The organism is Chryseobacterium indoltheticum (assembly GCF_003815915.1).
In the GTDB taxonomy this organism is placed as follows: domain Bacteria; phylum Bacteroidota; class Bacteroidia; order Flavobacteriales; family Weeksellaceae; genus Chryseobacterium; species Chryseobacterium indoltheticum.
Genome location: NZ_CP033929.1, coordinates 3,601,034 through 3,627,269, shown reverse-complemented (window position 1 = coordinate 3,627,269; position 26,236 = coordinate 3,601,034). Strand labels below are relative to the sequence as shown.

General features: G+C 34.0%; 26 protein-coding genes. 16 read left to right on the top strand and 10 right to left on the bottom strand.

The features are described from left to right. Window positions 1-77 precede the first annotated feature (77 nt). Window positions 78-1,094 (bottom strand): TQO small subunit DoxD, encoded by a 1,017-nt coding sequence (locus tag EG358_RS16735; RefSeq protein WP_083677100.1) that lies wholly within the window; start codon window positions 1,092-1,094, stop codon window positions 78-80. Window positions 1,095-1,139: 45 nt separating this feature from the next. Next, window positions 1,140-1,496 (bottom strand): hypothetical protein, encoded by a 357-nt coding sequence (locus EG358_RS16730; protein ID WP_076562722.1) that lies wholly within the window; start codon window positions 1,494-1,496, stop codon window positions 1,140-1,142. A gap of 188 nt (window positions 1,497-1,684) precedes the next feature. Between EG358_RS16730 and EG358_RS16725 the strand changes: the two genes are divergently transcribed. After that, a complete protein-coding gene (locus EG358_RS16725; RefSeq protein ID WP_076562831.1) occupies window positions 1,685-2,590 on the top strand; it encodes an EamA family transporter in 906 nt (301 codons plus the stop codon). 21 nt (window positions 2,591-2,611) lie between these two features. On the opposite strand, the gene EG358_RS16720 is transcribed toward EG358_RS16725, so the two are convergent. Beyond that, window positions 2,612-2,968: a winged helix-turn-helix transcriptional regulator gene (locus EG358_RS16720; protein WP_076562724.1), complete on the bottom strand. Its 357-nt coding sequence runs from the start codon at window positions 2,966-2,968 to the stop codon at window positions 2,612-2,614. A 291-nt stretch (window positions 2,969-3,259) separates the two neighbouring features. On the opposite strand from EG358_RS16720, the gene EG358_RS16715 reads away from it, so the two are divergent. The 3 genes from EG358_RS16715 to EG358_RS16705 all read left to right on the top strand — a co-directional run bounded on the left by EG358_RS16715 (window position 3,260) and on the right by EG358_RS16705 (window position 4,738). Beyond that, on the top strand, window positions 3,260-3,790 hold the full coding sequence (locus EG358_RS16715; RefSeq protein ID WP_076562726.1) for an NAD(P)H-dependent oxidoreductase: 531 nt from the start codon (window positions 3,260-3,262) through the stop codon (window positions 3,788-3,790). Between the two features lie 79 nt (window positions 3,791-3,869). Beyond that, window positions 3,870-4,187 carry a nucleoside triphosphate pyrophosphohydrolase family protein gene (locus EG358_RS16710; protein ID WP_076562728.1) on the top strand — a complete coding sequence of 106 codons (318 nt, stop codon included), beginning with the start codon at window positions 3,870-3,872 and terminating at the stop codon, window positions 4,185-4,187. Continuing rightward, the gene (locus EG358_RS16705) at window positions 4,187-4,738 is read left to right on the top strand and encodes a DNA-3-methyladenine glycosylase I (RefSeq protein WP_076562730.1); all 552 of its coding nucleotides are present in this window, start codon (window positions 4,187-4,189) and stop codon (window positions 4,736-4,738) included. The genes EG358_RS16710 and EG358_RS16705 overlap by 1 nt, the downstream gene beginning before the upstream one ends. Before the next feature lie 236 nt (window positions 4,739-4,974). Here the strand turns inward: EG358_RS16705 and EG358_RS16700 are convergent, their stop codons facing one another. The 3 genes from EG358_RS16700 to EG358_RS16690 all read right to left on the bottom strand — a co-directional run bounded on the left by EG358_RS16700 (window position 4,975) and on the right by EG358_RS16690 (window position 6,575). Then, the gene (locus tag EG358_RS16700; protein WP_076562734.1) at window positions 4,975-5,475 is read right to left on the bottom strand and encodes a DUF2199 domain-containing protein; all 501 of its coding nucleotides are present in this window, start codon (window positions 5,473-5,475) and stop codon (window positions 4,975-4,977) included. Window positions 5,476-5,481: 6 nt separating this feature from the next. After that, entirely contained in the window at window positions 5,482-5,856 is a 375-nt protein-coding gene (locus EG358_RS16695) for a hypothetical protein (protein WP_076562736.1), read from the bottom strand. Window positions 5,857-5,942: 86 nt separating this feature from the next. Continuing rightward, on the bottom strand, window positions 5,943-6,575 hold the full coding sequence (locus tag EG358_RS16690; RefSeq protein ID WP_076562738.1) for a hypothetical protein: 633 nt from the start codon (window positions 6,573-6,575) through the stop codon (window positions 5,943-5,945). Window positions 6,576-6,922: 347 nt separating this feature from the next. Between EG358_RS16690 and EG358_RS16685 the strand changes: the two genes are divergently transcribed. After that, window positions 6,923-7,426, top strand: a complete 504-nt coding sequence (locus tag EG358_RS16685) for a hypothetical protein (protein WP_394337937.1) — start codon at window positions 6,923-6,925, stop codon at window positions 7,424-7,426. 637 nt (window positions 7,427-8,063) lie between these two features. Here the strand turns inward: EG358_RS16685 and EG358_RS16680 are convergent. Next, on the bottom strand, window positions 8,064-9,650 hold the full coding sequence (locus tag EG358_RS16680) for a patatin-like phospholipase family protein (RefSeq protein ID WP_076562744.1): 1,587 nt from the start codon (window positions 9,648-9,650) through the stop codon (window positions 8,064-8,066). A 152-nt stretch (window positions 9,651-9,802) separates the two neighbouring features. Then, the gene (locus EG358_RS16675; RefSeq protein WP_076562746.1) at window positions 9,803-10,702 is read right to left on the bottom strand and encodes a magnesium transporter CorA family protein; all 900 of its coding nucleotides are present in this window, start codon (window positions 10,700-10,702) and stop codon (window positions 9,803-9,805) included. 73 nt (window positions 10,703-10,775) lie between these two features. On the opposite strand from EG358_RS16675, the gene EG358_RS16670 reads away from it, so the two are divergent. Then, window positions 10,776-11,798, top strand: coding sequence for a 3-oxoacyl-ACP synthase III family protein (locus EG358_RS16670; RefSeq protein ID WP_076562748.1), 1,023 nt, complete (start codon window positions 10,776-10,778; stop codon window positions 11,796-11,798). Window positions 11,799-11,936: 138 nt separating this feature from the next. On the opposite strand, the gene EG358_RS16665 is transcribed toward EG358_RS16670, so the two are convergent. Further along, window positions 11,937-13,100, bottom strand: a complete 1,164-nt coding sequence (locus EG358_RS16665) for a thioredoxin family protein (RefSeq protein ID WP_076562750.1) — start codon at window positions 13,098-13,100, stop codon at window positions 11,937-11,939. A 246-nt stretch (window positions 13,101-13,346) separates the two neighbouring features. Next, window positions 13,347-13,610, bottom strand: a complete 264-nt coding sequence (locus EG358_RS16660) for a hypothetical protein (RefSeq protein ID WP_076562753.1) — start codon at window positions 13,608-13,610, stop codon at window positions 13,347-13,349. A 544-nt stretch (window positions 13,611-14,154) separates the two neighbouring features. Here EG358_RS16660 and tssD (EG358_RS16655) point away from each other — a divergent pair. The 10 genes from tssD (EG358_RS16655) (at window position 14,155) to EG358_RS16610 (ending at window position 26,235) form a co-directional block, all read left to right on the top strand. Next, window positions 14,155-14,559 (top strand): type VI secretion system tube protein TssD, encoded by a 405-nt coding sequence (gene tssD, locus EG358_RS16655; RefSeq protein ID WP_076562759.1) that lies wholly within the window; start codon window positions 14,155-14,157, stop codon window positions 14,557-14,559. A gap of 349 nt (window positions 14,560-14,908) precedes the next feature. Beyond that, window positions 14,909-16,867 (top strand): type VI secretion system Vgr family protein, encoded by a 1,959-nt coding sequence (locus EG358_RS16650; protein ID WP_076562762.1) that lies wholly within the window; start codon window positions 14,909-14,911, stop codon window positions 16,865-16,867. 12 nt (window positions 16,868-16,879) lie between these two features. After that, window positions 16,880-17,932: a hypothetical protein gene (locus EG358_RS16645; RefSeq protein ID WP_076562767.1), complete on the top strand. Its 1,053-nt coding sequence runs from the start codon at window positions 16,880-16,882 to the stop codon at window positions 17,930-17,932. Window positions 17,933-18,002: 70 nt separating this feature from the next. After that, a complete protein-coding gene (locus EG358_RS16640; RefSeq protein WP_123890146.1) occupies window positions 18,003-19,025 on the top strand; it encodes a WD40/YVTN/BNR-like repeat-containing protein in 1,023 nt (340 codons plus the stop codon). Window positions 19,026-19,328: 303 nt separating this feature from the next. Next, complete coding sequence (gene tssD / locus EG358_RS16635) at window positions 19,329-19,733, top strand: type VI secretion system tube protein TssD (RefSeq protein ID WP_076562771.1); 405 nt, start codon at window positions 19,329-19,331, stop codon at window positions 19,731-19,733. Between the two features lie 109 nt (window positions 19,734-19,842). Then, a complete protein-coding gene (locus EG358_RS16630) occupies window positions 19,843-20,694 on the top strand; it encodes a hypothetical protein (protein ID WP_076562774.1) in 852 nt (283 codons plus the stop codon). A gap of 5 nt (window positions 20,695-20,699) precedes the next feature. Beyond that, the gene (locus EG358_RS16625) at window positions 20,700-21,953 is read left to right on the top strand and encodes a PAAR-like protein (RefSeq protein WP_076562776.1); all 1,254 of its coding nucleotides are present in this window, start codon (window positions 20,700-20,702) and stop codon (window positions 21,951-21,953) included. Between the two features lie 3 nt (window positions 21,954-21,956). Next, the gene (locus tag EG358_RS16620; protein WP_228421468.1) at window positions 21,957-22,871 is read left to right on the top strand and encodes an ankyrin repeat domain-containing protein; all 915 of its coding nucleotides are present in this window, start codon (window positions 21,957-21,959) and stop codon (window positions 22,869-22,871) included. 204 nt (window positions 22,872-23,075) lie between these two features. Continuing rightward, window positions 23,076-25,229, top strand: a complete 2,154-nt coding sequence (locus EG358_RS16615) for a type VI secretion system Vgr family protein (RefSeq protein ID WP_076562778.1) — start codon at window positions 23,076-23,078, stop codon at window positions 25,227-25,229. 7 nt (window positions 25,230-25,236) lie between these two features. Next, window positions 25,237-26,235 carry a LysM peptidoglycan-binding domain-containing protein gene (locus EG358_RS16610; RefSeq protein ID WP_076562781.1) on the top strand — a complete coding sequence of 333 codons (999 nt, stop codon included), beginning with the start codon at window positions 25,237-25,239 and terminating at the stop codon, window positions 26,233-26,235. The last annotated feature ends 1 nt before the right edge of the window (window position 26,236 follow it).

Sequence of the window (26,236 nt, the reverse complement as noted above, 5' to 3'; positions counted from 1 at the left end):
AATAAAACCGTTTTCTGGATATTAATATTTTATCATATTCAGAAAACGGATAAATATCATAAAATTTTAAGCAAAATTTATTTGATTTTCGCAATCCATTCTGTGCCACTGATATCAGTTAATTTTATCAGCGATATTTTTTCGATTGAAGAAGAATTATCTTTCAAATCGATCGTTAAATCAGCTTTTGAGCCTAACGGAATAATTAAACTGTGTTTTCCGGGCTTTACTTTTGCTACATAATGATTATGGATTTTTTCTTTAGAGAATTTTGAAAGTTCAGCTCCATTCATTGACTGAATAACTTCTCCTTCTTCATTTAATAAATCGATTCCGATAAGAAAAGAACCATAAACGTCTACACCTTCTGTTCTGTAAACCTCAAATTTTACCTGCGACTGATTCATTTTTATATTGGAAATTTCAACTTTGGGCTTCACAGATTTATTATGCAAAGTTCCAAAAATACCGCCATGAAAATATTGATTGGTGTATAAAGTCAATCCAAAAATAAGCAACGAACCTACAAGTACAAAGCGTTTAGAATTTTTAAGAGGAAATGCACCCGAACCGAGCCATTGAAACCATTTTTTCTGAGTGAAGCTGTATTTTTTATTTTTAAAATATTGGTCTAAAGAATAAGTTCCGCTACCCGTAAGAAAAAGCGTAAAGCCGCAGGCGATTCCGAGAACTCCTATTTGCCATTCATCTAAACAGGTCGTTCCTATCCATCCGGAACCTAGCAAAATTCCCATTGCCAAAGCAAAAACTCCTGCAGCCATTAATCTTGTGAAGAGTCCCAAAATAATAAATAATCCTACGATCGCTTCAATGATGGTGAAGCTGACCATTGAGGTTTGAAGCGCATCAGGATGAGTAACCAGATATTCAATAATGGGTTTTATTCCTAAAGCATTCGGTAAGAAATGATTGAATTTTTCGCCGATATATCCGGCTTCATCAGGAATAAGTTTGTTTTCTAGAATAAGTCTGCGCCAGAAAGCTGAAAAGTAGGTCCAGCCAATTACGAGGCGGATTGATAATGTATATAAACCAGCCATGTCAGTGGGCTGATTGGTCATATTTTTTGTCATTGAAGTTTATTTAAAAGTTGGTGTTAAAAATGATTAGAACTTATTCTAAACCATATCCAGTTTCAATCTTTTAAATAAAATATACTTTGGAGGACTGTTCCCGGAAGTGTTTCCGGAATACGATTTTTGAGAAAAAATAGGCTTCTCAGAATTTAAATTTACCGATTGTAAAAAATCTGAAAGTGCAATTCCTTTAAATTTAAAATCTGCTTTTGAAACGGAAATTTTCGAAGAAGAATTAAAACTTTCGCAACCGGAAAATGAGGGTGCTGTGGTTTTTATTTTGTTGAGAGCACTGATGTGCTGAATGTCAAAAATATCTAAAACATTTCTCTTTAATGAACAGGGAGATAACGAAAACACCACCACAAGCAACATTACAACTGCTTTGTATATCTTCATATGGAGTTTTATATTTGACATTCGTACAAAACTACGGTTTTCAAAATTAAGAGGGCTGCAAATATTTCCATTATACATGAATTTAATAGTAGAAAAATATTTTTAAACATCATATTGAAACATTAATCGCAGCTTCCTTATTCTTATCTTTGTCTCTTTTTAAAGCAATAAAAACACTTTTACTTCAATTGAAGAATCTCAAATATTATTTAGCCGCCATCTTTGCTTTCGCAACCTGGGGAACATTCAGTCTGGTTTTAAAACCGTTGCATTCTTATGCATCTTTAGATATACTTTTTTACAGAGTTTTCAGCTGTGCATTGATTATGTCGCTGGTAACGATTCTTTTCAGAAGAGCAAAGCTTAAAGAAAATTTAAAATATTTTAAGAGTATTTCTCAGAAAAGTAAATACAGAATAATAGGTTTAAACGTTTTAAGCAGTATTTTGCTCACGGGAAATTGGTTTTCGTTTATTTATGTGATGAATCATATCAGCGTGAGAGCGACGTCAGTTGCTTACCTTGTATGTCCGATTATTACAACGATTCTTGCTTTTTTTATTCTTCGTGAAAAACTGACAAAACTACAATGGCTTTCGGTATTTTTAAGTGGAGTAGGATGTGTTTTGCTGTCGTATTCGAATCTTCTTGATATGTTGTACAGCAGTTTGATTGGCTCTACTTATGCGTGTTACCTCATTGTGCAAAGTACCAACAAGAAATTTGATAAGTTTCTGATTCTCAATTTTCACATGATTTTATCAGCATTGATCTTGTTGCCGTTTTTTCCTAAATATTCAGGGTCTATTCCTACAGATTTTACGTTCTATTTTTATATTGAAATTATTGCGGTGATGTACACGATTGTCCCTTTGTTGCTGAATTTGTATGCTTTATCAGGAATTGCCTCCTCAAAAGTGGGAATGATTCTTAATATCAATCCAATCATTGCCTTTATCTTGGCAGGAGCAGTGTATCACGAAGCTCTTGGAGGTTTACAGATTTTGTCTTACGCTATTATATTTTTAGCGGTTATTATTTTTAATGCAAAGGAAATTTTCAGGTTAAAGACTAAAGAAGCGGTGTTTAGATAGCTGAAGATTCAAACTAACAATTTAAATGCTTTCTTTGTGCATAATTCCCCATTTTTCCAACTCCTGGATAACGGGTTTTAGCTGATATCCGATTTCTGTTAATTCATATTCCACTCTTGGCGGAACTTCTGCAAAAACGGTTCTTGTAATAATTTTATCCTCTTCCAGTCTTCGAAGTTGAAGCGTAAGCATGCGTTCTGTAATATTTCCCAAACTTTTCCTTAGTTCTCCGAATCTCAGTTTTCCGTTGATCAGATAACTGCAGATGGCAAGTGACCATTGTCCGCCAATTAATTTTGAAGCATACAATTCAGGACATTCATCGGTGAGTGCTTTTTTATTCGCAAAGTTGGTTGAAGTTTCCTTTATTTTAGTCATTACTTACATTTTTTATAGTACCATACAATTGGTTGCTAATATACCAAATGTAAGTTACACCTATTATTTTTGTAAAAGAAAATTTAAACCTTATAAGAAACTAAACGTCTTTTTTACCGCAAAATCATCAAAAGAAATGATTGAAAAAAGAGAAATTCAAAAGTTTACAAAATGTAAAAACCTTACTTATTAGTTGTTTTGTTAGCTTTTGAAAAACTTAAATCAGACTAAAATCTTTTGACTCTTTGCGGTTTAAAAAAAGTCATATGTTAAAAAAAGAAATTTAAAAATATGAAAACATTAGTAATCGTTACTCACCCAAAAATGGAAGAGTCATTAATCAACAAAAGATGGGTGGAAGAATTGAAGAAGTTTCCCGAAAAATATACCGTTCATGAGTTATATGAAAGTTATCCTGATGAAAATATCGATGTTAAAAAAGAACAGGAATTGATTGAAGCGTACGATAAAATTATTTTCCAGTTTCCGTTTTATTGGTTTAGCAGCCCGCCTTTATTAAAAAAATGGATGGATGAAGTGCTTTTGCACGGTTGGGCTTACGGAAGTAAAAGCGGATTCAAAGTAGGTGGTAAAAAGATTGCTTTGGCAATATCTGTAGGAGTAGATCTTGACGATTACAGTGCAGAAGGAAAATATAAATACACGATGAAAGAATTGACAAGACCTTTTGAACTCAGTTTTGAATATGTGAAAGCAGATTATAAAGAACCATTTGTTTATTATGGTTTGGAGCATAATATTTCTCCGGAATGGATTGAAAAAAGCGTTCCACTGTATCTTGATTTTCTCGATCAATTTTAAAAATAATGATTAATAAACAACGCTGCTGACAGACACTTGTCAGCAGTTTGTATTACCTTTACTTTTCAAAAATAAAATAATGGATCAAAATAATTTAGATAAAATCATAGAACGCTCTTTAGAAATCAGAACAAAATATCACGAGTTAGAAGTTCAGCAAAATGGAAGCGAGTGGACACTGGAGCAAGATGCTTTGGCGTATCTTACTGATGCCGGATTGGTGGGCAGAAATGTGATGTCGCACGAAAAGACCTGGTCAAAACAGAATTCTGAAGCCGAACTTGAGCATAAATTGGGTGAAAATATCTGGTGGCTTATTGTTTTGGCAGATCGCACCGGAATTGATATCAAAGACGCATTAAATAAATTTTTAACCAAAACAGAAAACCTATTCTAATGAGTTATTGTTCAGCAGTCGAAAAAATGCAGCCCGAAAGCAGAAAAGAGCTGCACAAAAAATATCACGACAATCATTACGGATTTCCGATTCATGATGATAATGAATTGTTTGGAAGGTTAATTATGGAAATCAATCAGGCAGGATTGAGCTGGGAAACGATTTTAAAGAAAGAAGAAGGTTTCAGAAATGCTTACGATAATTTTAATATCGAAAAAGTTGCTGCTTACACTCAAGAAGACCGTGAAAGATTATTAAGCGATCCCGGAATTATCAGAAACAAATTGAAAGTAAACGCAGCCATCGAAAATGCAAAAACCATTATAGAACTGCAAAAAGAATTCGGCTCTTTTGAGAAATGGCTGGAGCATCATCACCCCAAAGCTTTACAAGAATGGATGAAATTGTTCAAAAAAACGTTCAAATTTACAGGCGGTGAAATCGTGAATGAGTTTTTAATGAGCATTGGTTTTCTAAAAGGTGCGCACGCAGAAGATTGCATTGTGAATGAGGCGATCTTAAAGCATGATCCGATGTGGAGGAAAGGGTAGGCTTTTGAATTTAATTTCTTTTCCTAATTATAAAACCAATTATCAATAAAATAATTCCTAACACAAAAACGGGTATCCAGAAAATAAAACAGAATTGTGAAAGTTGAATGACAAAGCTGGAAAAATCTCCCCGTGCTGTAAACATTGAGATCCCAAAAACAAACATGATTATTGACAATGGAATCATTGAGCCACCGATAATGAGCAAATATTTGTAAAGTTGTTTTGTTTTCATTTTATGATCTATTCAAAACTTTATTAATTCTTTTTTCAGCTTCTTCTTTTGTAATTCCTTTATAGAAGTCATCAACAAAAATATGCTCATGGTTTTGATGCGGATAGATTAATGGTCTTCCTTGTTGATTGTTGATGTAAACATCCATTGGTATTGGATGATTAAATTCATAGTCAGGCAAATAATTGGCAAGCCAACCAAAACATCCACTTTCAAATTCTTTATTATCATAATTTTCAACATATTCATTAAAGCTTTTCTCGCTCAATGAAACCCAAACTCCATAGTCTAAATCCTGGCAACTATCGCTGACTTCCTGTACTAAAACTGTTCTGATGAAATAACTTGTTTCATCAGGATATTTAATAATACAAAAGTCGGAACTTACTTCAGTGTTTCCTAATTCTTCTTCTGAAAGCTTCATGTAAGGAATTGGAAATTTGTACGTTATTGCAGGCCAATCTTCTTTTTCTTTGCCACAGCATTCGCAGATGTATGTCATTTTTATTTATTTTTTTTCAATTTGGCTTTTCAATCGTTCTATCAACATCGTAATGATTCTTTTATTAAAAACTTTGCTGTCAGATTGATAGACTTCCATCTCCTCTAAAGTAAACATTCCGATGGTCATGCCGATAAAAGTGTTTTTCAGCACAGCGTCTTTTTGTACACTCTGTTCGATAAATATTTGTTTTTTTGAAACTGACAGAGATCCGAAATCTGCTTTTTGCCGCAGAGCATAGTTTGTAAACATTGACAGATACAGATCATTCTGAAGTTTCAAAATGGGACGCAGCGTTTTATTTTGAAATACTTCTGTTTCAGTGGTTGTCTCTGAATTAACAATATTTAAAGATTCCCTTAGGTCTATTTTGGTAATCATAGGGTTGTATAGATTAATTTCTGGTAGTAAATATAAACCCAATTTGTCATTCTGACGAAGGAAGAATCTCAATTATTAATAATAAGTTATATTTTTATTTTCGAATGGATTATTAAAAATAAATTTTTTATATCTACAAGAATATCTGCTAAAATTTCAAAGTGAGCAGCAGTGTGAGGTTGACCATTAATGAAAGTTATTATATACCTTTTATAATTAATCACTTCATTTTTTGAGCAATAATAACCATTATTATGTATTGTATTTCTAATTTTTAATAGTATTGATAATGCATTCCATTCATCACTTTCGGCTATCCCAAAATAATTGAAAATATCTTTTAAAATTTTAGAAATTGTAATTTGGCGAGTTTTATTATTAGGAAATATTACATTATAAATGTTGCGAAAGTAATTTTCAACTATTGATACGAAATTGTAAATGAATGAGGATTTGGTTTGGGTATAATAATTCTGCAGTACTGAATTATAGTCATTTATTGAATCTGTAGGAAGTATTCTGTCAAATATTTGTTTATTAAGTATATTATCTGCAAAGTTTTGAAGATTTAGGTTTAAAAATATTATTGTCTTATCAACATGATTAATAAATTGCCCATCAAATTTTTTATCAGATAAGTTATTTTTGAAGTAAATTTCTTTATAATCTAATCTAATTTTTTCAAATTGAATAATAATTGCTACTACGTCTTGTTTCATTATTTATTTACTTTGCTAATTTCAAATCTACGTTAATACTGAAATCCAACCCAAAATCACCCCACCGTCGGTGTATCTTCTTCATTCAAAATCTTTTTTTCTTTCATCGCAACCATCATTCTTTCGGGTTTGTATTCTGTCCAGTCGAGTTGATTGAGGAAATCGAGTGCGGCAACAAAGCCGTTTCACTTATTTTCTAAAGATAATGATTCAAAATGCACAACGGGTTACATATATAATAATTTATAATTTCACAACACTCTCATTTTCATATCAAAAAAATCATTAATTTAGTTCAAACCTAAATAAACACAAAGCGATTTTTATACTAACATTTAAAATCATAAATGATGGGAATTACAAATTTAAACAACACGCATTTAGACAATGCAAAACTGGCATCTATTCTTGATGCAATTACAACTCTTGAGATAGCTCTTGAAGATTTTAATATCAATCTCTCTCCGCAAGACCGCAAACGCTACGGAAGCATTAATGAGCAAAACAAACTTTTGGTCAACAAAGTGTACGATTACAATAAAAACCAACCCAACCTCAGCGCACCTGATCTGGATTGGCAGGAATTTGAAGATGATTACAACTCTCGGAGAAATCTGGAAGGAATGATTTCCAGGTTCAATAGTCTGGTTACAAAACTGGTAGATGCCAAGACGCTTCACGATTACGACAATTATCATGCGGCACTCGAAGATTATGCATTTACAAGCTATAAAGCGGGAAGTTCTGCATCAGGCTTTCAAACGAAACAAGCAGATTTGAAACAGTTTTTCGGAAGAAGTAGCGCTCCTAAAAAGCCCGATACCGAGACACCAGAATCTGAAAGTGTATAGGTCTAATTAAAATTAATGATCCTCAAACAAATCGTTTGAGGATTTTTTTTTAATGGAATGATTGTTTATAGATTTTTTGAAGTGTTGTACAGAACTTATATAATTATTAATGTTGGCGTTAATCTAAATTATACTTCCGTTTCGGTTCTGTAATGGTTGTTTGCGGTTGTTTTGACCATCGTTTCAGTTGTCGACTTAATCGACCAGGTCTTTAACCGAAAATTTGTGGTTCCGAACCGAATCGTTTTGGGTTCTGCACCGAATCGTTTACGTCTTAAACCCAAAGGTTATGGTTCTGAGCCGAATCATATTTCTAAACAACCGAATCGTTTGGGTATTTCACCGAAAATGTATAGTTCTTAACCGAAATGATGCTCCTAATAACTGAATGATTTTATTTTTTACAACAGTATACATTTTAGCATGTACTGTTTTATGTAATGTAGAGCACAAGCGAGACGCTCGCACTATTGGGAGCGGGGATTTATGTAAAATTACTGCAAATCTATTTTGAGATACTTCTTTGATTTATCGTAGAGATTCTTCATTTCGCCTCACTTCATTCAGAATGACAAAGTTTTTTGTGCATAACAAATTCACTCCCTCCCTAAAACGCTCCAACTCTCCAACCCAAAAATCACCCCACCGTCGGTGTATCCTCTTCATTCAAAATCTTTTTCTCTTTCATCGCAACCATCATTCTTTCACGTTTGTATTCTGTCCAGTCAAATTGATTGAGGAAATCAAGAGCGGCAACAAATCCGGCGTTGAACAGCTGTTCTTTTTCTTCTCTTTTCATAAAAAAATTAAGCCAGCTACTCGTTCCGCAGTTCACGGTTTTAATGCTGTACAGATTGTAAAATGAATATTTGGTCAGGAAAGATTTGTCATTAAAACCTTTAAGAGTTTCGATGATATTTCCGGCGTAGGAAAGGGGCGTTTTAAGAATTTGCTCGCTCGTTTTTCCTTTCTCTTCATTGATTGCCGAATCACTCGTTAACTGTACTCCAAAGAGTGGAAGTCTTGGATAGAAAATATCGGTCACATGAAAAAGATCGATCGGAAAATTTGAAATACTTCCGCCATCGATAAAAATCCCGACAGAATAAATGTTTTCTTTTGAGGTATTCATCCAGAATTTCCAGGCGTATTGTACAGAATCATCGTCTTTGTTGATGAGCTTTTGCATCGGCTCAAAAAAGAAAGGAACAGACATCGAAGCACGCACAAATTCAGCTGGACTGATGTGTTTCAGTTCTTCTTCAGACCAGTAAAGATTCGCCATAATAGGAAGCTGTACTTTTATTTTGGCGTTGATGTCGGTTGTGATAACCATATATTCAGATTTCAACTGATAAAACGGATTGTTTTTATAATAATCGTTGTTTTCGATGCCTTCAAAATAGATTCTGTATTGTGTTTCATCAATGTGTTCCAGATTATTCATTTTTATTTCTTCAATTCCGTTTAACGCATTGGTGTAAAATTCCATTCCGTTGCCGTAGCGGTAATTGAGATTGAGCTCATATTCCTTTTGAATGAATTTTTTATTGAGTTCTGCGACCGTTTTTATTCCGAAATCGTTGAGTATATTTTTCATGGTGTCTTCAAACACATTTCCGGGATTGAGTCCGCTGTTGCTTTTCTGGAAATTCAGGTATAGTTTTTTTAGAATTAAGACCAAAATAATCAGAGGAACAAGCGGAATCAGAAAATACAGCTTGGCTTCTCTTGTTGTTTCAGAGGAAAGAATAAACGGTAAACTTATTAATCCAACCGTCAGAATAACCGTAATAATTAAATTGATTTTAAAGAAATTCTTATTGTTGAGCATCGCATGAATGGTACTTTTTACATAGCTTTTTCCATCCATAAAATCAGCAAAATTCCAGTTAAAAAGTATTTCTTTAATGACTTCGCTTTTGGCTTCTTCCTTCGTTTTGCAAGCTGCAATCAACATGGTATTAATTGCTCCTGCGCTGGTTCCGGCCACTTTCAGAAAACGGATTCCGAATATTTCGAGTCCGTAGAGATATCCTACCAAGGCACTTCCCCAAACACCGCCTCCTTCCTGTACAAATTCTATATACTGGTTTCCTTCAGCATCCAGAAGATCAGAAAATTCTCTTTTCGAAATATTTTCGTGCAGTGCTTTCAGCTTTTCTTTGGATTCCTGAGAAAGTATATCTTCATCAAGAATTTTTTGGAGGGTTTCGGATTTCATGGTTTGGTGTGGTGTTTTTGATGTTGAATTTCGATTAATTATTAAAAAAAATCTACACTCAGTTTGTCATTCCGTAGGAATCTAAATACTTAAAATTTTTTCTGCTGAGATTCCTGCGGAATGACAAAAAGGACTAATAAGTTTAAAATGAATTACCATTGCTTTCTCCTTGCATAAATAAATGTACAGATTACAATCACTCCCATTGTCCCTAAAGTGTAAAAATATCCTTGTTTTGTATGCAGTTCGGGCATATTGTCGAAGTTCATTCCGTATAAACCGGCAATAAAAGTAATGGGTAAAAAGTAAACCGAATAGATGGCCAAAACTTTCATTACCTGATTGGCTTTCTGATCAGAAAGCGCCAGAAACATCGAAATTAAGTTGGTAATCTGAATGTTGAGGTGATCAAAATCGGCAACTACATCTTTATGTTTATCTTTTAGATCTACAAATTCAGAATCAGGAAGATTGAGGAGTTTAAATTTATCAACAGCATCTGTAGAAATCGTTAAAACCCTCGAATTTAGGCCCGATTTTCTTTTCAGCTTATACAACCTGCGGATTTGATTGGTATGATTGGTGTTTTTAAGGAAAATTTCGTTTTCAATATTATCCATCGTTTCAAATAAGCTCAGCGATTCATCATCAAAACTTTTCATAATGACCAGAGCAATCATCAACGCAACTTTATCGGGAGAACAGTTTTCCTGGCTTGCCGAAAGCTGTTTCTTGGTTTCCGTAATACTTTTAGTTTTCAGCCTGTGTACAGTGATAATAGTATTTTCTACAAGGAATATCCCGATTTTTGTACTGATATCACTTATGGTGTTAAGGTTTTTCCTTTCCAGCTCGGTGCTTTCACGCAAAAGAAAAAATTTGACATTTCCGTCGGCTTCGTATTTGGGTAAGTGATTGGGGTCTAAAGTATCTTCCAGAAGAAGATTGTTGATTTCGTAGCGTTCATGAAGGTACTTCATGTCTTCTTGTGTAGGCGCTTCCACGTCTATCCATTCGCATCCCGAATCTCTGTATATTGTGTCAATAGGCATAAAGTAAAAATACTATTAATTTGAAATATGATGTATGAAATAAATTTTATCTTTACCAAAATTAGAAAACTATATGATTAAAAGTACAATAAAAGGGATCGGATTTCATGTTCCGGATCATGTGGTCACCAATGATGATTTAGCAAAACTAATGACCACCAATGATGAGTGGATTACCGAGCGTACCGGAATAAAAGAAAGAAGACACAGAATAAACCGAAATGATGCTCAGGAAACGACGGCATATCTTGGTTTCAAAGCTTCTGAAAAAGCGTTGGAAAAAGCTGGTTTGACGGCAAAAGATATTGATTATATTGTTTTTGCCACGCTTTCTCCGGATTATTATTTTCCGGGATCTGGTGTTTTGCTTCAGGATATGTTGGGTTGTGATACGATCGGAGCTTTGGATGTGAGAAACCAATGTTCAGGATTTGTCTATGCGATGAGCGTTGCGAATGCATTTATAAAATCGGGAACGTATAAAAACATTTTGGTTGTAGGCGCTGAAGTTCATTCTTTCGGACTTGATTTTTCTGATCAGGGAAGAGGTGTTTCTGTCATTTTCGGTGATGGAGCAGGAGCAATTGTGCTTTCTGCAACAGAAGATGCAAATGCAGGAGATATTTTAGCAATGAATATGCATTCTGAAGGGAAATACGCCGATGAATTGTGCACGCAGTTTCCGGGATCAAAATACGGGTGGAGCGACAGAATGAGAAAAGAGCCTGAAAATGTAACCGATAAAGAAGTGTACCCGATCATGAATGGGAATTTCGTTTTTAAACATGCGGTGACAAGATTTCCTGAAACCATGAAGGAAGCTTTAGATAAGGCAGGAAAAACAATTGAAGATGTTGATATGTTTATTCCGCATCAGGCAAATTTAAGGATTGCACAGTTTGTACAGCAGAAATTTGGTTTGCCAGATGAAAAAATCCATAATAATATTCAGAAGTACGGAAATACAACAGCAGCTTCTATTCCGATTGCTTTAAATGAAGCGATTGAACTGGGAAAAATCAAACGAGGCGATCTAGTGCTCCTTTCAGCTTTCGGAAGTGGTTTTACGTGGGGAAGCATTTTGTTTGAGTATTAAATTGTAAAATAGATGCCACGAATGCACGAATTATTCATCTAAAATAAAGGTTTTATTCGTGCATTCGTGGCAAAAAAAAATAAAAAAAATCCGAAAAACTATTCGTTCTTCGGATTTTCTATGTTTTAAAATTAAAGATTAAAGGCTCTTCAATAATTTTTCTGTGTCTGCAGTATCTTCACCCGCTGCTTTTCCAAGATCTACTGATTTCTGTGCCCAGATTTTAGCATTTTTCTTGTCTCCAATTTTGTTGTAAAGGTTTGCCAAAGTATCTGTATTTGCATAATTTTCATTCTTATTTACAGATTCCTGTGCCCATTTTACAGCAGTTTCAAGAGAAGATTTAGTGGTAACATTTTCAAAGAAATTCCAAGCTAAAGAATTAAGTTGGTCTGCGCTTAAAGCCGAAGTATCTTTATTCAGTTCAATAGTGATTTTTTCATAGGTTGCAAAATCTTTATCTTTCAAAGCTCTGCTTGCTTTTACTCTTTTCAAAAGGTTCTCTGCTTCATCTTTAGTCATGAACTTTTGAGTTTCTGCAAGGAAATAAGCTTCATCCAACTTTTTTGTTGTTGTGTTGTAAGCTTTGCTCATTACCGTATTTACCTTCACGTTTTTATCAATGCTTTCAACGTTTTTCTCAGGAATTATTTTCAGGATATCAGCCTTTCTTTCTGTAAAAATCTTGTAAGGTGCACCGTCTGTACTTTTCATAGCCTGTAAAAGCAGCTGTAGATTATCCTGAGTGATTGCAGGTTTTGCAGCAAAATAACGTTCCAAAACTTTGTTAGAAAATTCTGTATCATTATAAACCGTTAATCCGGCAAGATTTAAAAGGAACTCAGAATCTTTTTCTCCTTTTTCAAATTTTTGCTTTAAAGCTGTTAGTCTTTTATTTGGATCTCCTGCATCCATTGCAAACTGGATGAAATCTTTTTCTTCAACATATCCTATGGTTCTGTGAACTTCTTCACCATCACCATTGATGAAAAGATAGGTTGGGAATACTTTCACATTGTATTTTTTTGCCAGATCAATACCTTCACCTTTCTCCATGTCAATTTTTGCATTGACAAAGTTGGCGTTGTAATAATCACCAACTGGTTTTAACGGGAAAATATTTTTCACCATCAATTTACAAGGGCCACACCAAACTGCATAAGCATCAATAAAAACAAGTTTGTTTTCTTTTTTTGCTTTCGCTAAAATGGTTTTGAAGTTACTGCCTTCTTCAAATTTAATTCCTTGTGCAAGTGCAAGTGCTGCAAAGAAAAGGAATGATAATATTGCTGTTTTTTTCATGAATTTTTTTTGTTGGATACAAATGTAATAATTAAGTTAAATAATTATTCTCTTTTTAATAAAAATAAGAGGATCATTTTAGAAATTATGTATCTCCGCTTTTACTTATAATTCACAATTTAACGCAAAAGCAGGCTTAAACTTAGTAAAGAAATACAAAAAGTTATAAAATATGAGAATTGCAGACAAGCATTTTAGAAATAATTAAAAAATAAAATCCATAGAATTTTCTACGGATTTGCTTTTTTATCTTGAGCCTCCTACCGAGGTATTGGGTTTTGACTCTTTACTGCTGTAATCGGTTGGCGAGGCGGCAGTGTCCCGTAAAGGTTTTGGAGTATCAGTTTCCGCTTGGGTAGGCTCAGAATGTGCTGCTGCTGTATCACCTGATATATTTCTCAAAGAATCTTTATTGTGATTTTCTTTATATTCTTCCCTGTTTTCTTTTTTGTCTGCGCAGCTTCCTAAAGTTATTAAGCCTAAAAGCATTGCTATTCCTAATTTTTTCATATTTAAAGCATATTGGTTAGTTAATCAAATATAAAAAATCTGCCGAAATTATCAGCAGATTTATGTTTTTATAAGATCTATTTCTTATTTCATTGGTGCTGCCGCTGTGTCTACCGGCATTTTCATAGTGTCCGGGCTTTGCATTGGCGTAGAGGTTGAGTCTATGCTTGTCGTAGAATCTGCTGTAACAGTCATTGAGTCCTTGTTTTCTGAAGACATCCGTGGTTCTTTTGATCCGCAGCTTGCGGCAACTAAGCCTATTCCGAAGGCAAATAACATTAACTTTTTCATAATATTTTATTTTTATGGTGTTTTAATCCATACCCAATTATCATTCCAAAAAGTGTAAACTTTATATTAAAATTCGGTAATATTTGTTAAAAAACTGGTAGGGGTTATAAATTGTCGTAGTTCTACTACATCAAATCGTAGAATTACTACAATTTTCGAAATAATTATTCTAAAATTTTAAAGATATTATTGGTGTATCTATCTTTGGGTTATAGAAATCACAAAAAATACTAACGATTAAAATTTACTTATCATGGCAGCAAATTCAAGAGGAATCTTAAAATTCAACGGCAGCGAAGGTCAAAAATTATTAAAGCTGAACTACAGCGTTTCAAGATCAACAGACGTTTCAGGTAGAGTAGCATCAGACCCATCAAATGCGCTTATCAAACTAACGATCGAGGCAACAGAAAAATCTGACATCCTTGAGTCATTGTTAAACGGAAAGTACAAGCCAACAACTGGTGAAATTACATTCAACAAATCTCACGAAGAAGGAACTCTAATTACTTTAAACTGGGAAAACGGTTACGTAATTCAGCATGAGGTAGACTTCGACGCAGTAGACGAAAACTCAATGTTGATCAGCTTTGTTGTAAGTGCTGAGAAAATCAACTACGGAAACTCTGCTTACGAAGGAGTTTGGCCGACAGTATAACAGCAATTCATCAAGGTTTATTAGAGATTCAAAAAAAGACTGTCCGAAAAGACGGTCTTTTTCAGTTCATCGTATATTTCAGTGTTGATTTTTGTACAACTTTATTTTTTATGGCAGCTGATCCTTCTTCCACTCCCGCTTTTTTTATTATTGGTTAGCTACCAAAAATAAAAAAGAGCTCCGTTCAAGCAGGGCTGCGATTGAGTCTATTTTATAAGAATTCAGTAAAATATCACACTCTTACCAGTAAACAGATAGCTAAAAGCCTGAATATAAAAAATTTATAACTTAAAATTTAAATGAATAAATAAAATTTAATATCTTTAATCCACCACATAATCACAACAATATGAATACCTTAGAAAAAAACGGAGGTTCCGCTTTCCGCCCATCACAGAATGCGGCCGGGATCTCAGAGAATCACCATACCGGGATCAACCGCTTGGTAAAATTATCTTTGGTCATTGAAGGTAAGGTGATCAAATATTACAAGCATTTCAAGCTTACCCAAAGTTCTCAGAAACATCACGAATTTACGCTGACATTAGCTCACGATACTTTAGGCGACCGCCAAACCCATACTTTAGAAGAAGCGAATAAGTTTTTAGGCAAAAGATTAACGGCCGTTATTTCTTATAAAGACATTGAAAACAGTCCGGAACGTACTTTTGTCGGTGTCATCACCGGCGTAGGTTTCAGTCAGGAGAAAATGAGCTTGGGAAATATTATTTTATCGGGTTACAGCCCGACTATTTTATTGGATGGGGCACCGCATATTCAGAGCTTTGGTGGAAATCAGGCTGTCAATATGGGAATTATTGCTGAAGAAGTGATTAGGCAGGGTTTAGATAAAAGCCGTTTTGATATCAGAATCGATACAAATGATTATTCTCAAATCATTTACAGCAGTCAGTATGATGAAACCCATTATAACTATCTGGCGAGAATGGCAGAAGCGTATGGCGAGCAGTTTTATTACGACGGTGAAGTTCTTCATTTTGGAAAATTACCTCCACAAAATCAACCGATCAAATTAACCTACGGAAGTAGCGCGAATGACATAAAGGTCGAATTAAAAGCAGTTCATACGAAACCACAATTTTACGGTTACAACAGCAATAAAAATGAAAAACTGACATCGGGTTCTACTCCGATTCAACATGTTGGAGATTTGGCAAAAACAGCGTATCAGCACAATGATGCTATTTTTAAAACACCATCATTACGAGTTGCTCCGATAAAAGCAACCACCCATTTGGATGTTGAATACTCCCAAAAAAGCACATCAGGAAGTGAAGGCGTGAATGTCTTCAGTGTTTCAGGTTCTACAACAGTTCCTTTTTTACATCCGGGATGCAGTGTCGATATCGAAATGCGGAAACCGGATACGAATGAAACATCCTATTTCACAAAAATCATGGTTACAGAAACAACGCATGAGATTGATACCATCGGTCATTACACCGGAAGTTTTCAGGGAATTGCATCTGATACAGGATTTTTACCTAAGCCGGAATTCGCAATACCAATTGCTCAACCACAAATTGCCACTGTAATTTCAAATACCGATCCGGAAGGACAGGGAAGAGTTCAGGTAAGATTTGACTGGCAAACAAACGATACTACTCATTTTATAAGAATGATGAGTCCCGATGCAGGAGGAACCGACCAAATCACCCAAAACCGAGGTTATGTTGCCATACCGGAAGTTGGTGATCAGGTAATGGTGAATTTCGTACACAATCATCCTGATCGACCTTTCGTGATGGGAGGAATGTTTCATGGTGGAACGGCGCTGGGAGGATTTGCAGACAACCGAGTAAAATCTATCATGACAAGGAGCGGTCATAAGGTAGTTTTCACAGAGGATGAAAGTATTATTATCACAGATAAATCAGGCAACGAAATTCATCTGGATACTACGGGAAGTAATATCAATATCACCGCTCCAGAGACGATGACGCTGAATTGTAAGAATATGTTTATTAATGTATCTGAAAATATGACAACGAGTGTAGGAATGGATCAGTCTGATACTATTGGAATGAACAGAACCCAAAGTATAGGATTAAACGCTACCCAAAGTGTGGGAGCTATGAAAATGACTTCTGTAATTGGAGATACAAGCATGTTTATTACAGGAAAGTTGACGGAAATGATTGAAGGAGATGTTACAAGTGAAGTGAAGCAAGGCAAAACTGTGGTTAATTCTGATCAGGGAGTTGAAACCACTTCAAATGGTTCTATAAGTAAACATGCCCAAAAAGAAGTTCAGAATAACAGTGGTGAACGAAGTAAAAACTATTAACATCATCTGATTATGAGTAGAACACGAATTGTAAAAGGGAAGATAGTAGAAGTTATTGAGAAAGATTATAATATTTTTTCTGAAAGTAATATTATATACAATGCTGCTGAAATGGTTACTGAAAAAGGAGAAACCAAAGGAGTAAGCTATGGTATATCTGGAAAACCGGAGAATTTAGGGGTTAAAACCTGTAATTATACTCCTGCAGCTATTGGAAAAGGAGCATGTGATTATTATGTAAATCGTATGAAAAATTTTATGGATCGACATACTGATTGTATACATACTCCTCCCGTATACTATTATGGTCCTTTAAGGGATATAAAGGAAAAAGGTAAATTATCTGAGTATGAGAAAGCAGTAATACGTCTCAAAGTTTTAGCTCAGATGAGACTTAGTATCTTTGGAAACGTAGATGGACATGTAGAAATAGAGGCTGCTGAAAAAGAAAGATTAAAGAAAGACAATATGCTTCCTCACTATTCAAAAGCAAATAAAACGGTAATTCCTACACCTAACGGGAGTTATGGCTATAAATATTGTACTTCATTTACGAATGAATTGATGCCGAAACTAACAAAACATGGACAGACTTGGCTGAATCAGGCCAAAAAAAAGCTACAAGATTATATGGAAATGGGAGTAGTTGATAAGTTTTTTATTTCTAAATATAATACATCTTACAACATTAAAAATAGTCTTACTAAAAAAGATGGCAAAACAATAATTGATAAAACTGGGAAAAAAGTTGAAAAATTTTATACAAATATAGAACTATATAATACTAAATTTCAGAGTTTTGCATTTGCAACACATCCGGATGCTTACAATCCTCTTGAGATGTCAAAACTGCCTGCCCAGGATTTAATAAGAATTCTTCTTACACCAGAAATGAAAGAGTGGATGGGAGCAGAAACATGGGAACAAGCTTGGATTATGGCTAAAAATATGAATTATGGAAGTGTAACAAAATCTTCTTGGGAACAATTAAAGACTGATACAAAACAGGCAGTTGAGAGTACAAAAAATAATCTAAAAAAATATTGGGATGAAATTTTTAACTAAATCATATTTTTTATGCATAATTATTCTCAGTGTAAGTTTAGTTTCTTGTCAAAATAATAGTGAATCAAAAATGGATTGGAAAATAATAGATTTTAATAAAATACAAGGCGAAAAGCCATTTAATACTTATTTTGATGCATTAAGTAGATATAATTTTAATCAAATACTTAATCATAATAAGGATGTATTTTTTTTACTAGGAGATGATAGCGAAGAAAATCATGATAATTATAATGCAATTGTTTATAGCACAAAAAATTTTGGAAATTCTTGGAAAAAAAATGCTTTCGGAAAAGGTACTGTTAAAGAAGGTTTTTCTTTAGATAATGAGGTATTTATTATAGTAGATACTAATAGATTTCCTACTTCAAGCGAACGATCAAGTATATTGTATAAGTCAAATGATTTCGGAGATTCATGGACTGAGATTTTTAAAGAAGATGAAGGAAATATATCAAATATAAACTTTTACTCACAAAAAGCGGGTATTGCTGTGTTTTCAGTCAAGAAAGGCAATGATTTTGTTTATGAATATAGATATACAAATGATGGTGGTGAAAATTGGATATATTTTGATCTAAATCCTGATTTCAATGCTGTGATGACTTCTGATGAAACGGTATTATTTATTGAAAATAATATTAATGTCTATGAATTGAACTTAAAAGATGGAAAAAAAACATTACTTGAAAATTTAGCTGTACCACAAAATATGGAATTGGCTTATATTCGAAAAGATGAAAAAAATAGCAAACTCATTGCTTATTATTTCGGATCAGAGCAGAATAGTACGAAAAGTGGTATTTGTTATTTAGATAAAGGGCAGTATATTTCCTTACCAGATGAATATTATATAAACACATATGATGATTTTTTTTATACTTTGATAGATGATAAACCATATTCTAGTTATGCCTGGAGTGACGACAGGGGTAAAACCTGGAAGACCAAAAAAATTGAAGAATTTTTTATCGTACCAACACCTACGGGATATGCTGATAAAGGGTATGTTTACAAACTAGCGGCGTTATTTAAAGGAAGCCAAGAGGAAAAAGGTGCTAGATTGGTTATTGGGCATCCTGTAATTAAATAAATGCAACTAAGCCAGATAATTTAATCAACAAATTGCTTTGAATAAATGTTTTTTTCTTAAAATTCCTTAAAATTAATCATATTCAAGAGATAATTTTATTTAAAATAGCTCAAAACCTCTTTGTACGAAGGGGTTTTCTTATGTTCGTATCGAAAGTAGTAGAACTACTACACAAAATCGTAGTATTACTACAAAAACTGAGATTTATCATATTTATAGTTCCAAAAGAAATCAATGGCTCTATCTTTGGATTAGAAATAACAACCAAATCACAAAATATTAACTGTTTAAAATTTACAAAACATGGCAGACAATTCAAGAGGAATCTTAAAATTCAACGGAAGCGAAGGACAAAAATTACTAAAGCTTAATTACAGCGTATCTAGATCTACAGACGTTTCAGGGCGTGTAGCATCAGATCCTTCCAACGCTATCATCAAATTAACGATCGAAGCAACAGAGAAATCTGAAATTCTTGAAAGTTTGCTTAATGGTAAATATAAGCCAACAACTGGTGAAATTACTTTCAACAAATCTCACGAAGAAGGTACTTTGATTACTCTTAACTGGGAAAACGGATACGTTATTCAGCACGAAGTAGATTTTGATGCAATAGATCAAAACTCTATGTTAATCAGCTTTGTAGTAAGTGCAGAAAAAATCAACTATGGTGGAGCTGCATACGAAGGCATCTGGCCGGGAGTATAATTTCTCTCTTATGAAATGATTAATGTGTATGAATAAAACTATTCATACACATTTTCAATATACTACCATTTTTGTTTTAAATCATCCTTAATTTCAAAACTTTCCGGTTATGAATCAAAGTGAAGTAAACGAAATTCAAGAATTAAATTCATTTAAATATGCTTGGTACAGAAACGGAAAATATTCTGTTAACGTCAAGTCATACCTTACCTTAGGCAACGGAAAAGCAAACGAAACAGAAACAGAAGAAATCTGGGAAATTATTCCCGGAGAATACAAGCATATTGATATTCTGATCTCAGATAAAAAATATATTCGTTTCGATGCACAGATGAAACCTTTCTACGAAATTCTGGATAAGGTAAATAAAGCAACTGAAAATCTTGCCTTACTTCTCAGCGAAGATAAAACGATTGAAAAGATTGAAAATGATGAGGAAATTATTGAGAAATGGGAAGAGATCAAACGAAAAGAACTTCGTTTTCTGCAATTGGTAAAAGAATCTTACAACGAAATCATCAATATTTATGATAAAGAATTTCAGAGGATTGATGATAATATTAAAGCAAATCTTATTTACCAGATACTTTTCTATCCGTTTCCGAATACCGGAGTCAATTTCACAAATGAAGGTCAATTCAAAGAAAGAGAATTTCTTTCGACCCTTTTTCCGGGAGAGAAAATAGTGTACGATACAAACTATCAGTTTGTAGATAATAAAGATAAATTTCAGATGAATATCGGAGGAAAACTTAAAAGTCACACCGGCGATTTTGATGAAATTTATGCTAATAATTATCAGAAAGCTTTAAATATTCCTTTAGAATATGATTTGATGCTGGAGGGAGAATATATTTATAATCTCGATTCCGTATTATCAGAAATTGTATTTCATGTAAAGGAAAAGCTAAACGAAAAAATGCTGTATGTCTGCAGGTATCATATTCAACTAATAACATAAACAATATGAGTCAACTGTATATCGCACAAGAAACTCCGCTCATGTGTACAAGCGGAAGACGGCTGATCGGGATAGGAGTCAGTTCTCAGTCGAGCGTTTATCTAAAAAATGGTTCCAAACTGATGGCGACAGAAGATGATCGTTTCAAAGACAATTTTATCTGTCCGCAGATGATGGTTGCCGGAGCTATTGCCGGAGTCGGAATCGCCGCTGCATTTGGTGGTGGATTGTTTGTTTTGGCTGCTGCAGCTTGGGCTGGAAGCGCACTTATTGATGATTGTCTTAATATTTGTTCATTTCTTACCAAAGGAAGTGACTGGACGAATACGCATCAAAAAGTAAAAGTTGAAGGTAAAAAACCTCTTCTTCAAAATTCTACGCTTAATTGTTTTTTGGGTGGAACGGTCAAGTTTCATCTTCCTACACCTGCTAAGATTACAGAGTTAAGTAACGCTGCATCGATGGCGCAGGATTCTTATAATGATAATTCTGATGAAGCAGCACAAATTGGTGAGTATACAAGAATGAATACTGATGACCAGGCAGTGCTAGACGACATGTTTGGTCCCGGAAATTTTATTCCTGAAGATTTTAATACGAATCGTGACGATGGATTTTACGCTTCTTTATACAAAAATAATACTACAGGAGAGTATTTTGTAGCTTTCAGAGGGTCAGAACCTAAAGGGATGCAGTTTTATCATGACTGGTTTATAGAAGATGGCGGGCAGGCTTTTGGTGCTCAGACCCCACAGATCGAAAAAACAATGCGTCTGGCAGATAAAATGAACCAAGCAACCAACGGAAATGTCTCTTTTACAGGACATTCTTTGGGTGGAGGAAATAGTGCAATGGCGTCTTATTACACAGGATTACCGGCTTATACTTTCAACACGCGAGGTGTGCACCAAAATACTTTAGATTTTTTAGATGAAAACAATGCGGTAGGATCTACTTCCAATATCACCAATTACAGTACCAGTAATGATATTCTTAATGCACTTCAGAATAACAGAGAAGGTCTTTTATCGACTCTTGCAATTTCAAGAATTCCCGGACTGAATAATCTGGCGCTTTTTGGCGGTCTTACAGGTGCCGTTCCACGAGCTTTAGGCGAACAAAACGAAATTTTCGGGTACATTCCGGATAATGAAGGAATGAATCTTAAAACATTCGGAAGCGGTCACAGCGCATATGCAGATGCTGTAGAAGCGATGATTGCAACCATTAATACCAATGTAATTGCAACAAACCCATAATCCATGAAAAAAATAATTTTTTTAATCTTTTTTACCATGACGTTATTTTCCTGTCAGGATACAAGATCCCGAAAAACTCAAAACAAAGAGCAATACCCTCCTCAAAAACTTTTTGAAGGAAAACAGTTAGAGGCTGCACAGAAAATTTTTGATGAAGATAATTCAGGGTTAGAAAGTGTTTTAAAAGATGATCCGCAAATCATCAACCAGCTGAGTGATAATAAAGGATATACGTTACTCATGTATGCTTCCGTTGTAGAAAATCTTCCTGCAATGGAAATTCTCCTTAAAAACGGAGCAGATCCCAACATTGTGGTTCCTAATGAAGGATTAGGCTTACCCCTTTCTCACGCAGTTGCCTTAAATAATTACAAAATGGCAAAGCTTTTATTCAAATATAAAGCTAATCCAAATCCTGAATTAGGGAATAGTCCGCTTTGCAATGCAATGTCTTTGGGAAATGAACAAATCGAGAAAAAAATGATCGATTTTTTGTTGGATAATGGTGCAGATATTAATCATATATCTTATTTGGGGCACAATATTATGGAAGAAGCAGCACGTAATTTGTCTCAATTCCGTATCGCATTATATCTCTTAGAAAAGGGAGGAAATCCCAAAATAAAAGGAACTGAGCTTTCTCCAATGGCAAAATATATTGAGTACGAAAAAAAGAAAACATCGGAAAATAAAAATCCTAAAGCTGTTGATTATTATGAAAACCTATTGAAAGTCTCAACTATACTTCAAGAGAAATATCACATTACATTTCCTGTAAAAGACGATCCGAAAGCAGAAGCAAAACTGCGAATAGAATTGTATGAGAAACTGAGCGAAAAAGATAAAAAATCTGTGAACTTTAATAAAAATTACGGCGAAAACAGATATAAAGAAGATCAAAAATTGTTGTTACAATAATACCATACTTAAAGAATGAATCGTAGTATTACTACAAAAAGTAAAATTTTAGGCTTAATTTTTTTTCTTTTGGTAATAATATGATTAAATTTAAAATAATAAGAAAAAACAAAAATTTTCGTAATACATAATACGAAAATTTTGTCATCTCTGATGAGATAAGAAAAATAAAAAACCAAATTCACAAGTTTAAAGAAAAATATTATGTTTCAGGATAATACAATAAAACCACAGCTTTCAGGCGAGATAAAGACTGGTGCGACACAAAACCTTCGGGAAGAAGCGTCAAAAGAAATTGCAGATAAAGCCAGCGAAAATATCAAAAACATAAACTCAAAGATTAGCGAACCCATTAATGGAGTAGCACAAAAATCTAATATGTTTATGAATCAGATGGCTCAGACAAACAATCCTGCAGTTATAGAAGAAAAAGTTTGGGCAAATCAACCAACTTCAAAAATTCACAATGCTTTGGCAATAGCCACAAGTCAGGTTTTAGGAATCAACAGAGTGGTAAAGCTCGATTTGATTATCGAAGGAAAAGAAATTAAACATTTTAAGCATTTCAAATTAAATCAAAGCGCTATAAAACATCATGAATTCAGCATTACTCTTGCTCATGATACGCTTGGTTCTGCAGAAAATCATAATCTTGAGGAAGCCCAGAATTTTTTAGGGAAAAGACTAACTGTAATTTTTAAATATAAAGACGTTATCGACGGTCCTGAAAGAAATTTTGTAGGAGTTATTACAGAAGTAGGTTTCAGCCAAGAAAAAGGCAGTTTAGGAAATATTGTTCTGAGTGGTTTCAGCCCGACCATATTATTAGATGCGGCTCCTCATATTCAAAGTTTTGGGGGTGCCCAACCGATTAGCCTAAACAGTATTGCCCATCACGTTATCAAAGAAGGACTTGGCGGAAATAAATTTGACTTTAGAGTAGATGCTCAATACGGAAACGTTTCTTACAGTTCTCAGTACGAAGAAACACATTACAACTATTTAGCTAGAATTGCAGAAGCTTACGGCGAGCAATTTTTTTACGACGGTGAAGTTCTGCATTTTGGAAAGCTTCCACCTGCCGAACAGCCTGTAAAGCTGACTTATGGAAGCAGTGTGAGCGATATTAAAATCAAAATGAAAGCTCAACATGTAAATCCTTCATTTTACGGGTACAACAGCAGTAAAAACGAAAAGCTGACGACGGGAAGTTCAAAAATCACCCACGCTTCAGATATTGCAAAGCGAGCGTACGAAATTTCAGAAAAAACATTTACAACGCCATCTTTAAGAGTTGCGCCGATAAAAGCAGCATCTTTTATGGATATTGATGCCTCACAAAAAGGTACGGCCGGAAGCAATGCTTCGCAGGTATTTATTACTTCAGGAGAAACAACGGTTCCATTTTTATATCCTGGGTGTACTGCAGATGTTGAAATGAGAAAACAAGATACCAATCAAACCTCTTATTTCACCAAATTAATGATGACTGAAGTAACGCACGAGGTTGACGCAAGAGGATATTACACCGGATATTTTGAGGCTATTGCTGCAGACAGCGGATATATTCCACGTCCGGTTTTTGAAAATCCAAGAGCTGAGGCTCAGTTTGCGAAAGTTATCGCAAATGCAGATCCTTTAAATCAGGGTAGAGTACAGGTTCAGTTCGATTGGCAGAGTGGGCCGGATACCTCAGAATTTATTCGAGTAATGACTCCGGATGCCGGAAGCAGTGATAAAGTAAATAAAAACCGTGGTTTTATGGCGATTCCTGAAGTTGGTGATCAGGTGATCGTAAATTTCGTTCATCAACATCCTGACCGACCGTTTGTAATGGGAGGAATGTTTCATGGTGGAGTTGGCGGCGGTGGCGGAGCCGGAAATAATGTTAAAAGTTTATCCAGTAAAAGCGGAAATATTATTTGTCTGAATGACGGAGCAGGAATTGAAATTAAAGACAGAAACGGTAATCATGTCACATTAAGCGGAACGGGTGATGTGACCACTCTTGTGAGTAATGATAATAATGAAGATATTGGTAATAATCATACCACCAATGTAAAAACCAAGACTACAATTAATGTCGGAAAAGATCAGAGTGTTTTAACAATGGATAATGCCGGAAATATTTCTTTGGAAGGAAAAACACAGATCGAACTTAAAGTCGGCGAAAATAAAATAACGATTAAAAAAGATTCAATTACTATTTCTGTAGGAAACGGAATGCTTGATATGAACTCAAAAGATAACGCATTACTTGTTACTCAAAATAATCTTAGTTTACATAGTAAATCAAATACATCAATTAATGCTACAGGTAATACTGTCGTGACAGGTAAACAAGTTGATATAAACTAAATAAAAGATGGAATTGTTGGAATACCAAATTCAGGAGGGTGATACATTAGAACTAATTGCTGAAAAATTTAAAATATCAATAAATGAACTTATTAATTATCATAACAGTAACTCTTCTTTAACAAAACTAATTTCAGGAGACTATCTTCCTATACATTTATCTACCATAATAATAAACCCCGAAGTAAATAACAAACGGGAGATTGATTATTTATTTATTAATGATTATAAAATTATTGCAGAAAGTGAATATTATACTTTTAAAAAACTAATCTATACTTCAAAAACGGAAAGTATTGTAGAGATTAAAAGTATTGTGAGTAATACCTATGAAATAAATCAAAAATCAAAAGTAATTACATGTAGCTCTCCTCATTATGATAGCTATTTAATCCTGTTATCATTATTGGATAAGCCTTTTGAAAATTTAATTGTTTCTACCGACCATAGTGGGAAAATAGTTAAAATAGTTAATCAAACTGAGATAGAGGAAAAATGGGAAATCGTAAAAATAGAATTAAATGAAATGACAGATGATAAGGAAATGTTGAAACAAATAATAGAAACAAGTAAAAGCATATATTCTGATTCGTTAAAACATATAGTAGCAAACATACAATATAATCAAATATTTCCTCAACTTTTTGAAAATAAATTAAACACAAATAGTATAAAGAACAGCCATTCATTAGAACTTTACTCTTCCTTATTTTCTGGCAATAAAATTTGGTTGAAGATAAATACAAAAAAAATTGATAACGGAGAAGATTACTTTGAAATAAAAAATAAGAGCTTTTTAGAAAATAAAAATAAAGATATTCTTAAAGATTTGTATGATAAAACCTACAGAGAATTATTAGGGAATAATTTTGAATATGATTTTAGTTTAAGATCTAAATATAAGCTTGACAAGACAGGACATATAGAAAAGTGTTTATCAGAATTTACCGAAAATATTAATGACACAATTGTGTCTAAATGCAATTACGAAATTACCAAAATATAAT

What these genes read in the sequence shown, in the direction of transcription:
- EG358_RS16690 (WP_076562738.1), bottom strand. Translation starts at nt 6,575, where the DNA reads ATGAAACAAGACGTAGTAGCAATTATTATTCAATTTGAAAAAATTAGA.
- EG358_RS16645 (WP_076562767.1), top strand. Translation starts at nt 16,880, where the DNA reads ATGAGTAGAACACGAATTGTAAAAGGGAAGATAGTAGAAGTTATTGAG.
- EG358_RS16615 (WP_076562778.1), top strand. Translation starts at nt 23,076, where the DNA reads ATGTTTCAGGATAATACAATAAAACCACAGCTTTCAGGCGAGATAAAG.
- EG358_RS16640 (WP_123890146.1), top strand. Translation starts at nt 18,003, where the DNA reads ATGGATTGGAAAATAATAGATTTTAATAAAATACAAGGCGAAAAGCCA.
- EG358_RS16675 (WP_076562746.1), bottom strand. Translation starts at nt 10,702, where the DNA reads ATGCCTATTGACACAATATACAGAGATTCGGGATGCGAATGGATAGAC.
- EG358_RS16650 (WP_076562762.1), top strand. Translation starts at nt 14,909, where the DNA reads ATGAATACCTTAGAAAAAAACGGAGGTTCCGCTTTCCGCCCATCACAG.
- EG358_RS16695 (WP_076562736.1), bottom strand. Translation starts at nt 5,856, where the DNA reads ATGATTACCAAAATAGACCTAAGGGAATCTTTAAATATTGTTAATTCA.
- EG358_RS16620 (WP_228421468.1), top strand. Translation starts at nt 21,957, where the DNA reads ATGAAAAAAATAATTTTTTTAATCTTTTTTACCATGACGTTATTTTCC.
- tssD (WP_076562759.1), top strand. Translation starts at nt 14,155, where the DNA reads ATGGCAGCAAATTCAAGAGGAATCTTAAAATTCAACGGCAGCGAAGGT.
- EG358_RS16715 (WP_076562726.1), top strand. Translation starts at nt 3,260, where the DNA reads ATGAAAACATTAGTAATCGTTACTCACCCAAAAATGGAAGAGTCATTA.
- EG358_RS16680 (WP_076562744.1), bottom strand. Translation starts at nt 9,650, where the DNA reads ATGAAATCCGAAACCCTCCAAAAAATTCTTGATGAAGATATACTTTCT.
- EG358_RS16630 (WP_076562774.1), top strand. Translation starts at nt 19,843, where the DNA reads ATGAATCAAAGTGAAGTAAACGAAATTCAAGAATTAAATTCATTTAAA.
- EG358_RS16700 (WP_076562734.1), bottom strand. Translation starts at nt 5,475, where the DNA reads ATGACATACATCTGCGAATGCTGTGGCAAAGAAAAAGAAGATTGGCCT.
- EG358_RS16720 (WP_076562724.1), bottom strand. Translation starts at nt 2,968, where the DNA reads ATGACTAAAATAAAGGAAACTTCAACCAACTTTGCGAATAAAAAAGCA.
- EG358_RS16660 (WP_076562753.1), bottom strand. Translation starts at nt 13,610, where the DNA reads ATGAAAAAATTAGGAATAGCAATGCTTTTAGGCTTAATAACTTTAGGA.
- EG358_RS16735 (WP_083677100.1), bottom strand. Translation starts at nt 1,094, where the DNA reads ATGACAAAAAATATGACCAATCAGCCCACTGACATGGCTGGTTTATAT.
- EG358_RS16730 (WP_076562722.1), bottom strand. Translation starts at nt 1,496, where the DNA reads ATGAAGATATACAAAGCAGTTGTAATGTTGCTTGTGGTGGTGTTTTCG.
- EG358_RS16665 (WP_076562750.1), bottom strand. Translation starts at nt 13,100, where the DNA reads ATGAAAAAAACAGCAATATTATCATTCCTTTTCTTTGCAGCACTTGCA.
- tssD (WP_076562771.1), top strand. Translation starts at nt 19,329, where the DNA reads ATGGCAGACAATTCAAGAGGAATCTTAAAATTCAACGGAAGCGAAGGA.
- EG358_RS16670 (WP_076562748.1), top strand. Translation starts at nt 10,776, where the DNA reads ATGATTAAAAGTACAATAAAAGGGATCGGATTTCATGTTCCGGATCAT.
- EG358_RS16705 (WP_076562730.1), top strand. Translation starts at nt 4,187, where the DNA reads ATGAGTTATTGTTCAGCAGTCGAAAAAATGCAGCCCGAAAGCAGAAAA.
- EG358_RS16625 (WP_076562776.1), top strand. Translation starts at nt 20,700, where the DNA reads ATGAGTCAACTGTATATCGCACAAGAAACTCCGCTCATGTGTACAAGC.
- EG358_RS16685 (WP_394337937.1), top strand. Translation starts at nt 6,923, where the DNA reads ATGATGGGAATTACAAATTTAAACAACACGCATTTAGACAATGCAAAA.
- EG358_RS16710 (WP_076562728.1), top strand. Translation starts at nt 3,870, where the DNA reads ATGGATCAAAATAATTTAGATAAAATCATAGAACGCTCTTTAGAAATC.
- EG358_RS16610 (WP_076562781.1), top strand. Translation starts at nt 25,237, where the DNA reads ATGGAATTGTTGGAATACCAAATTCAGGAGGGTGATACATTAGAACTA.